General features: G+C 61.9%; 7 protein-coding genes and 1 pseudogene. 7 read left to right on the forward strand and 1 reads right to left on the reverse strand.

From position 1 onward, the window contains the following. Positions 1 to 114: 114 nt before the first annotated feature. Positions 115 to 993: pseudogene (locus EOC06_RS09600) on the reverse strand (NAD(P)-dependent oxidoreductase). 420 nt (positions 994 to 1413) lie between these two features. On the opposite strand from EOC06_RS09600, the gene EOC06_RS09605 reads away from it, so the two are divergent. From EOC06_RS09605 to EOC06_RS09635, 7 genes are all read left to right on the forward strand, one after another. After that, positions 1414 to 2049 carry a DUF1326 domain-containing protein gene (locus EOC06_RS09605; protein ID WP_128307604.1) on the forward strand — a complete coding sequence of 212 codons (636 nt, stop codon included), beginning with the start codon at positions 1414 to 1416 and terminating at the stop codon, positions 2047 to 2049. A 9-nt stretch (positions 2050 to 2058) separates the two neighbouring features. Next, complete coding sequence (locus EOC06_RS09610) at positions 2059 to 2934, forward strand: DUF2182 domain-containing protein (RefSeq protein ID WP_128307605.1); 876 nt, start codon at positions 2059 to 2061, stop codon at positions 2932 to 2934. Between the two features lie 440 nt (positions 2935 to 3374). Beyond that, positions 3375 to 4403 carry an amino acid ABC transporter substrate-binding protein gene (locus EOC06_RS09615; protein WP_027037851.1) on the forward strand — a complete coding sequence of 343 codons (1029 nt, stop codon included), beginning with the start codon at positions 3375 to 3377 and terminating at the stop codon, positions 4401 to 4403. A gap of 63 nt (positions 4404 to 4466) precedes the next feature. Continuing rightward, positions 4467 to 5654, forward strand: a complete 1188-nt coding sequence (locus tag EOC06_RS09620; RefSeq protein WP_023814121.1) for an amino acid ABC transporter permease — start codon at positions 4467 to 4469, stop codon at positions 5652 to 5654. 9 nt (positions 5655 to 5663) lie between these two features. Continuing rightward, on the forward strand, positions 5664 to 6821 hold the full coding sequence (locus tag EOC06_RS09625) for an amino acid ABC transporter permease (protein WP_027037850.1): 1158 nt from the start codon (positions 5664 to 5666) through the stop codon (positions 6819 to 6821). Between the two features lie 82 nt (positions 6822 to 6903). Beyond that, a complete protein-coding gene (locus EOC06_RS09630) occupies positions 6904 to 7707 on the forward strand; it encodes an amino acid ABC transporter ATP-binding protein (protein ID WP_013532420.1) in 804 nt (267 codons plus the stop codon). A gap of 109 nt (positions 7708 to 7816) precedes the next feature. Next, positions 7817 to 8485: a TIGR02117 family protein gene (locus tag EOC06_RS09635; RefSeq protein WP_128307606.1), complete on the forward strand. Its 669-nt coding sequence runs from the start codon at positions 7817 to 7819 to the stop codon at positions 8483 to 8485. The last annotated feature ends 82 nt before the right edge of the window (positions 8486 to 8567 follow it).

The following is an 8567-nucleotide window of genomic DNA, read 5'->3' on the forward strand; positions in this document are numbered from 1 at the left end:
CGATCGGACCGACAAGGGATTGGGCATAATAAATGTTGGCGGCGATCAGCCCGGATGCGCAGGCCAGCAGCATGGAAAGCCCGCGCAAGGAGGATGGCGCCTCTGCTGCTATGGTCACTGCTGCGCTGCACGGCGCGTGGAAACACGCGACAGCGCGGCCCAATCCAGATGGCCTTCGCCGTGCGCCACGCTATCTAGATGATTGTCGCGGAGAACGCTGCCTATAGGCATCGGGACGTTGACCTTCTCCCCGGCTTCCAGAGCGAGACGCACATCCTTCAGACCAAGCGTCAGCCTGAAGCCGGCCGGCTCGAAGCGTTCCTCCGCAATCGCGCCGCCATAACCCTTGTAAACGGGAGCGGCGAAGATCGTGGATGTGATCAGATCGATGAAATTGCCCTTGGGGACACCATAACCTTGCGCGAGCGCCACGGCCTCGCCCATCGTCCCTATAGCACTGCCGATCATGAAATTCACGGCTAGCTTGATGGCGTTGGCCTGTTCGGGCTGGCTTCCGAAACACCATGTCTTCTGCCCAAGAATATCGAACAGCGGCTGTACGCGTCCCAAAGCTTCAGTATCACCTGCCGCAAGGATGTTGAGCTGACCAGCTTCGGCCACGTTCACCCGCCCGAGAACCGGAGCCGCGACATACCCGACGCCTTTTTCCCGGTGCAGTAGCTCCATTACGTTCGCGAAGGCGACCGAGACCGTCGCCATGTTGATGTGGATCGCGCCCGGCTTCAGTGCGTCCAGCACCTGGCCGTCGATGACGACGGCGCGCGTGGCCGCATCATCCGCGAGCATGGAGATGAGCACCTACGCGCCTTCGGCCGCCTGGCGTGGATCGGTTCCTATCTCGGCGCCGAGCGCGGCAAGAGCGGCAACTGGCTCCTGCGAACGGTTCCACACCCGGACCCTGTATCCGGCTTTGACAAGGTTTGCGGCCATGGGTTTGCCCATGGTTCCCAGGCCCAAGAATCCAATCTGCATCACGGAAGCGTCCTTCATAATTCGGAAATTTCGTTTTCTAATTGAGGAAGAAAGTTAGTGGAGTGACTTGATGGCGATGTCCACAACCTCGAAGCGGACCGGCAGGCCGAGTGCATCTACGACGGCATGCAGCTTGGTGCGAGCCTGGGCTTCATATCCCCCTGTTACGCCGGGTCCCTGCAGCTTGGGCCTAAGCGCGGCGTCGATCCTCAGCCGTTCAAATCGGAATCGCTGCTCGGAGTCCTACCTTTGCCGATCGGCCTATTGTGGGCGGCTGTGAATGGTATATGATTAATAGCTAATATTAATCGCCGGATTGCTTCGATCAGATGCTGCCGGATGGTTGCTGCCGGTTGACTTCTGGTCCTCCACGATCCGGACCGCGCTCATGAAGCGTGAGTGCGGCAAGGGAGGAATGACATGCCGGACGTCAAATGGGCCATGAAGGCCAGCGAATTCATCAACTGCAACTGCGCCTATGGCTGCCCGTGCCAGTTCAACGCCATGCCGACCTACGGATTCTGCCAAGCGGTCGCCGGCATGGAAATCGAGAGCGGCCATCACGGCGACACCAAGCTCGACGGGTTGCGGTTCGTCGGGATTTTCAGCTGGCCCGGCGCCATACACCAGGGCGGGGGCGAGGCCGCGGTGATTATCGATGAAAGGGCGACGGAAGCCCAACGTGGCGCGCTGCTTCGCATATTGGGCGGTCTGGACACCGAGCCGGGCGCAACGATATTCCAGGTCTTCTCGACCACGCTGGAGAAATTCCACGATCCGATCTTCGCTCCGATCGAATTCAAGATCGACGTCGACGCGCGAACCGGTCAGCTGCATGTCGAGGGTATAACCGACGGTCGCGGCGAACCGATCCGGAATCCGGTCACCGGGGCCGCGCACCAGGCGCGCATCGACCTGCCGCACGGCTTCGAATACGCCATCGCCGAGGTCGGGCGCGGCTGGACCAAGGCGACGGGCCCGATCAAGTTCGAGCTGGCCGATACGCACAGCCATTTCGCCAATCTGCATCTTACGCAGAGCGGCATCGTGCATTGACCTGATCCAATGGGCGATACGGCCCTCGAGGCGGTGCTGCGGCGCGATCGCGCGGTCGTGATGGCCGCGCTCGTGGTGATTGCCGTGCTCGCCTGGGCCTATGTGCTGTGGCTCGCCGCCGACATGGTCATGCCCGGCTCCCCCTTGCCGGACAGCGGAGGCGGTGACATGGCCGGAATGGACATGTCGAATATGGACGGGTCGAACATGGGTATGGCCGGCATGGATATGGGCGCCGCCGTGGCGCCCGGCTTCCGGGCCTGGGCATTGGCCGATTTCGCCTTCATCTTCACGATGTGGGCGGTGATGATGGTCGGCATGATGACGCCTTCGGTCGCACCGATGTTGCTGCTCTATGCCGGTGTCGGCCGCAAGGCCCGGGCGGATGGCAGGCCCATCGCTTCGACGGGATGGTTTTTTGCCGGCTACCTCGCCGTCTGGGTCGTCTTCAGCCTCGTGGCGACCGGTGCGCAATGGCTGCTCGCCCGTCTTGCCTTGCTCGATCCCTCGATGGCGGCCGGCAGCGCGGTCCTCGGCGGCCTCGTCCTGATCGCCGCCGGTCTCTATCAATGGACGCCGATGAAGGGCGTCTGCCTGCGCCAATGTCAGGCGCCGATCGCGTTCCTGGCCGGCCATGGCGGATTCCGCTCCGCTCCGCTCGGCGCGCTTCGGCTGGGCATCGATCACGGCGCCTATTGTCTGGGGTGCTGCTGGGCGCTGATGGCCCTGCTGTTCGTCGGTGGCGTCATGAACGTGCTGTGGATCGCCGGCATCGCCATCCTTGTTCTGCTGGAGAAGACGGTGCCGACCGGGCAGCTGATTCCGCGCGTTTCAGGCGCGTTGATGGCTGCCATCGGGACCTGGATCGTCTTTCAAGCTTTTTGAGAACGGTCTTCGTCCGCGATCTGTATTGGACTGCAGCCGCCAGTAAATCGTCAGATGACAATCTTGGGACCTGGCAGTTCGCCGCACGCGGAGGTCAACAACGACGAGATATTGCCCGGGATGGATTTCGCTGCCGCGGCCCGTATTGGCCCCGCTTTGGCGTTGCATGAGCTTGCCGCCTTTATTGGCCCTGCTGACCAATTCGCAGGCGCGTTTGTCTGTAAATCAGGCATTTGCGGCAATCGGTTTTCAAACTCTTTGGGTTTGGGTCATTTCCCTTGACCTCACGGGAATTATCGCCTTCGATGACATTTGTGAATGGGAGGCGGCGCGTCGGTTACGATGCGGGGTTTTGGGATGGGCCGGGATGAAGCCGCGTTCACACGGGAGAAAAAAATCAGGATTTACTCCTGAAAAACAGAGAAAAGGGTCTGTGGGTCATGAAACATATTGCTATCGGCATTCTGGGCGCCGCCACGCTTGGATTGATGGCGTCCGCCGCGTCGGCGGCCACGCTCGACACCGTCAAGGCAAAGGGCTTCGTCCAGTGCGGCGTCTCGACCGGTCTGGCCGGCTTTTCGGCACCGGACGACAAGGGTGACTGGCAAGGCATCGATGCGGATTTCTGCCGCGCTGTCGCGGCCGCCGTCTTCGGTGACGGCTCCAAGGTCAAGTTCACGCCGCTCAGCGCCAAGGAGCGGTTCACCGCGCTGCAGTCGGGCGAGATCGACATCCTGTCGCGCAACACCACCTGGACCATCAACCGCGACACGGCACTCGGCCTGAATTTCATCGGCGTCACCTACTATGACGGCCAGGGTTTCATGATCAACGCCAAGAAGCTGCCGGGCGTCAATTCGGCATTGCAGCTTTCGGGCGCCGCCGTCTGCGTGCAGAGCGGCACCACCACCGAGCTGAACCTCGCCGACTACTTCAAGGCCAACAAGATGGAGTACAATCCCGTCGTCTTCGAAAAGCTGGAAGAGGTCAACGCCGCCTATGACGCCGGCCGCTGCGACGTCTACACCACCGATCAGTCGGGCCTCTATGGCATCCGCCTGACGCTGGGAGCGCCGGCCGACCATGTCGTGCTGCCCGAGATCATCTCCAAGGAGCCGCTCGGACCGGCCGTTCGCCAGGGCGACGACCAGTGGTACCACATCGTCAAGTGGACCTATTTCGCTTTGCTCCAGGCTGAAGAGCTCGGCATCACCAAGGCCAATGTCGATGAGATGAAGAACTCGGCCAGTCCCGAGATCAAGCGCGTGCTCGGCCAGGAAGCCGATACCAAGATCGGCACCGACCTCGGCGTCTCCAATGACTGGGTGGTCAACATCGTCAAGGCCGTCGGCAATTATGGCGAAATGTTCGAGCGCAATGTCGGCTCGGGCAGCCCGCTGAAGATCGCGCGCGGCATCAACGCGCTGTGGACCAAGGGCGGCCTGCAATACGCGCCGCCGATCCGCTGATCGAAATGTGATCCGGGAGGCAGATCATCTGCCTCCCGGTTTCTCTTTCCAGGGGACGGTCGAATGGCATCGCAGGACGTACTTCGCGAGGAGCCCAGCCGCGGCTCCTTCATCAACGATCCGAAAATCCGGGGCATATTCTTCCAGGTGCTGGTCGTCGTGCTGCTGGTGGCGGGCGTCTGGTGGATTGCCCACAACGTCATCGACAACCTGACGCGGCTGCGCATCGCTTCAGGCTTCGGCTTCCTCAAGGGCCGCGCCGGCTTCGACATCAGCGAGAGCGCGATCGCCTATTCGTCGGATTCGACCTATGGCCGCGCCATTCTGGTCGGCCTCCTCAACACGCTCATCGTTGCCATCGTCGGCATCATCACCGCGACAATCATCGGCTTCGTCATCGGCATCGGCCGGCTCTCGCAGAACTGGCTGATCCGGAAGATCTGCACCGTCTATGTCGAGGTCTTCCGCAACATCCCGCCGCTGCTGGTCATCTTCTTCTGGTATTCCGGCGTGCTGGCCGTGCTGCCGGCACCACGCGACAGCTACAACCTGCCGTTCGGCTCCTTCCTCAACCAGCGCGGCTTCTATTTTCCGCGCGCCGTATGGGGCGACGGCTCCTGGCTGATCTTCGTCGCCTTGCTCGTCGGCATCGCCATGGCGTGGTTCGTCGCGCGCAAGGCGCGGCAACGGCAGATGGCGACCGGCCAGCAATTCCCGGTGTTTTGGACATCCGCGGCGCTGATCGTCGGGCTGCCGCTGCTCGCCTATGCGCTGAGCGGCTTTCCCCTGAGTTTCGACTACCCGAAGCAGTCGACTTTCAACCTGACCGGCGGCTTCCAGGTCCGGCCGGAGTTCCTGTCGCTTTATCTGGCGCTGTCCTGCTATACCGCCGCCTTCATCGCCGAGATCGTGCGCGCCGGCATCAGGGGTGTCAGCGCGGGCCAGACGGAAGCTGCCGCTGCGTTGGGGTTGCGGTCCGGATCGATCCTGCGGCTGGTCGTCGTGCCGCAGGCCATGCGCATCGTCATTCCGCCGCTGACCAGCCAGTATCTCAACCTGACCAAGAACTCGTCGCTGGCCATCGCCATCGGCTATCCGGACCTGACGGCGACCGCCGGGACAGTGCTGAATCAGACCGGCCAGGCCGTCGAGGGCGTGGTGATCATGATGGTGATCTATCTCGCCATCAGCCTCCTGACCTCGCTTGTGATGAACTGGTTCAACGCCAAGATGGCGCTGGTGGAGAGGTGAGGTAAGGACATGCAAGAACATGATATGTCCTGGGTGCGCACCGAAATGGTGCTGGCGCAGCCGGCGCCGGCCGGCGTCACCGGTCTCGGTGCGTGGGTGCGCAAGAACCTGATCGCTTCCACCGGCGACACCATTTTGACAATCGTCGGCATCGCCCTGGTGGCGATGATCCTGCCGCAGATCATCAATTGGGCGTTCATCAACGCCGTGTGGACGGGACCGGACCGGACCGTATGCGCCACGGTGGCGCAAGGCGGCATCCAGCCGGATGGCTGGACCGGCGCCTGCTGGGCTTTCGTCAACGCCAAGTTCGGCCAGTTCATGCTCGGCCGCTATCCCATCGAGGAGCGCTGGCGGCCGATCCTGGTCGCTATCCTGTTCGTGGCGCTGCTGGTGCCGATGCTTATCCCGAAGGTGCCGCGCAAAGGGCTGAATGCGGTGCTGCTGTTCTTCGTGCTGCCGATCGTCGCCTTCGTCCTGCTGGTCGGCGGCATGTTCGGCCTGCCGCATGTCGAGACCTCGCTTTGGGGTGGGCTCTTGGTGACGCTCAGCCTGTCTTTCGTCGGCATTGCCGTGTCGCTGCCGCTCGGCATCGTGCTGGCGCTCGGCCGCCGTTCCAAGATGCCGATCATCAAGACGCTGTGCGTCGTCTTCATCGAGACGGTGCGCGGCATCCCGCTGATCACCGTGCTGTTCTTCGCCAGCGTCATGCTGCCGCTGTTCCTGCCGGAGGGTGTGTCGTTCGACAAGTTCCTGCGCGCGCTGATCGGCGTGTCGCTGTTTGCCGCGGCCTATATGGCCGAAGTGGTGCGCGGCGGCCTGCAGGCGATCCCCAAGGGCCAGTATGAAGGTGCCGATTCGCTCGGTCTCGGCTATTGGCAGAAAATGTATTTCATCGTCATGCCGCAGGCGCTGAAACTGGTCATTCCGGGCATCGTCAACACCTTCATCGGCATGTTCAAGGACACCAGCCTGGTCATCATCATCTCGATGTTCGACCTGCTCGGCATCGTCAAACAGAATTTCTCCGATGCAAACTGGGCAACCGCGCAGACGGCGAGGTCAGGCCTGATCTTCGCGGCCTTCGTCTTCTGGCTGTTCTGCTTCGGCATGTCGCGCTATTCAATGTACACCGAACGCCGGCTCGACACCGGCCACAAACGCTGATGCATGTCGCCCAAAAGTGTATAGCGGTTTTGGGATAACGACATGCATCACAACCAACGATAAAGAAAAAGGGGATCCTGTCATGGCCACCGAAAATGCCGTCAGCGCCGAAGAGATCAAGGTCAACGCCGCCAAGATGCAGATTTCGACGACCGATGTCGCCATCGACATCATCGCCATGCACAAATGGTATGGCGAGTTCCATGTGCTGAAGGACATCAACCTGAAAGTGATGCGCGGCGAGCGCATCGTCATCTGCGGCCCCTCCGGCTCCGGCAAATCGACCATGATCCGCTGCATCAACCGTCTGGAGGAGCACCAGAAGGGCAAGATCATCGTCGACGGCAAGGAACTGACCAACGATCTCAAGAAGATCGACGAGGTGCGCCGCGAGGTCGGCATGGTGTTCCAGCACTTCAACCTGTTCCCGCACCTGACCATCCTGGAGAACTGCACGCTGGCGCCGATCTGGGTACGCAAGACGCCGAAGAAGCAGGCCGAGGAAATCGCCATGCATTTCCTCAAGCGCGTCAAGATCCCGGAACAGGCCAACAAATATCCCGGCCAGCTTTCCGGTGGCCAGCAGCAGCGTGTGGCGATCGCCCGCTCGCTGTGCATGAACCCGCGCATCATGCTGTTCGATGAGCCGACCTCGGCGCTCGATCCGGAGATGATCAAGGAAGTGCTGGAGACCATGGTCGGCCTTGCCGAGGAAGGCATGACCATGCTGTGTGTCACCCACGAGATGGGCTTCGCCCGCAAGGTCGCCAACCGGGTGATCTTCATGGACCAGGGCCAGATCGTCGAGCAGAACACGCCGGCCGAGTTCTTCGACCACCCGCGCCACGAGCGCACGAAGCTGTTCCTGTCGCAGATCCTGCACTAGGCCTCGACGGCCACGAAGAGCCCGGCTGAAACACTGCCGGGCTCTTTTGCGTATGGGAGAACAGGCGGGCGTTCGTGTCGCCGGAGTGCGTTTGCAGGGCCGCCTTTCAATGAAAAGACTGGGACGTTTTCTGGGTCTTCTGTTGGTTCTCGTCGCACTCGCCGTGATGACGGGCACCTTCTTGCCACGGCCGCTGTGGCCGGCCGCCGCCGCCGTGCCAGCCGCGACACGCCACATCCTGGTGCTGAACAATCCGATCCACACCGATATCGCCATCCCGGTCGATGACGCCGTGCGCCGGCGTTTCCATTTCCTGGTCGACGCGGGCATACCGGCCGACAGGCCGGAGGTCCGCTACATCGTCTTCGGCTGGGGCGGCCGCGCCTTCTACCTGGAGACGCCGACATGGTCCGAGCTGAAGGCGGTGCCGGTGATGAAGGCACTGACACTCGACGCGTCGGTCATGCATGTCGATGTCGCCGGTGACATCGTCGAACCGCGCCCCGATATCGCGGGGTTCGACATCACCGAGGATCGGTTCACGGCGTTGCTCGATTTCATCGATGCAAGTTTCCAGCGGGGACCGAAAGGCCCGACCCTCGTTCCGGACGCAGCCTATTCCAGGTTCGACGGCTTCTACGAAGCCAATGGCCATTTCAACGCACTGGTCGGCTGCAACACCTGGACGGCGGCGGCCTTGCGCATCGCCGGCCTGCGCACCGGCTGGTGGAACCCGCTGCCTGCATCGCTCGGGCTATCGATGCGGCTGTATAATTAGCTGTCTCGTCTTGTCGCGTTTCGCCAATGCGAGACGCCTCATTCCTTCGCGCCCCCTCTGTCCTGCCGGACATCTCCCCCAC

The organism is Mesorhizobium sp. M7A.F.Ca.MR.362.00.0.0 (genome assembly GCF_004023175.1).
GTDB lineage: Bacteria > Pseudomonadota > Alphaproteobacteria > Rhizobiales > Rhizobiaceae > Mesorhizobium.

Excerpts from the sequence above, each read along its gene's own strand:
- EOC06_RS09605 (WP_128307604.1), top strand. The coding sequence starts at position 1,414 with ATGCCGGACGTCAAATGGGCCATGAAGGCCAGCGAATTCATCAACTGC.
- EOC06_RS09610 (WP_128307605.1), top strand. The coding sequence starts at position 2,059 with ATGGGCGATACGGCCCTCGAGGCGGTGCTGCGGCGCGATCGCGCGGTC.
- EOC06_RS09615 (WP_027037851.1), top strand. The coding sequence starts at position 3,375 with ATGAAACATATTGCTATCGGCATTCTGGGCGCCGCCACGCTTGGATTG.
- EOC06_RS09620 (WP_023814121.1), top strand. The coding sequence starts at position 4,467 with ATGGCATCGCAGGACGTACTTCGCGAGGAGCCCAGCCGCGGCTCCTTC.
- EOC06_RS09625 (WP_027037850.1), top strand. The coding sequence starts at position 5,664 with ATGCAAGAACATGATATGTCCTGGGTGCGCACCGAAATGGTGCTGGCG.
- EOC06_RS09630 (WP_013532420.1), top strand. The coding sequence starts at position 6,904 with ATGGCCACCGAAAATGCCGTCAGCGCCGAAGAGATCAAGGTCAACGCC.
- EOC06_RS09635 (WP_128307606.1), top strand. The coding sequence starts at position 7,817 with ATGAAAAGACTGGGACGTTTTCTGGGTCTTCTGTTGGTTCTCGTCGCA.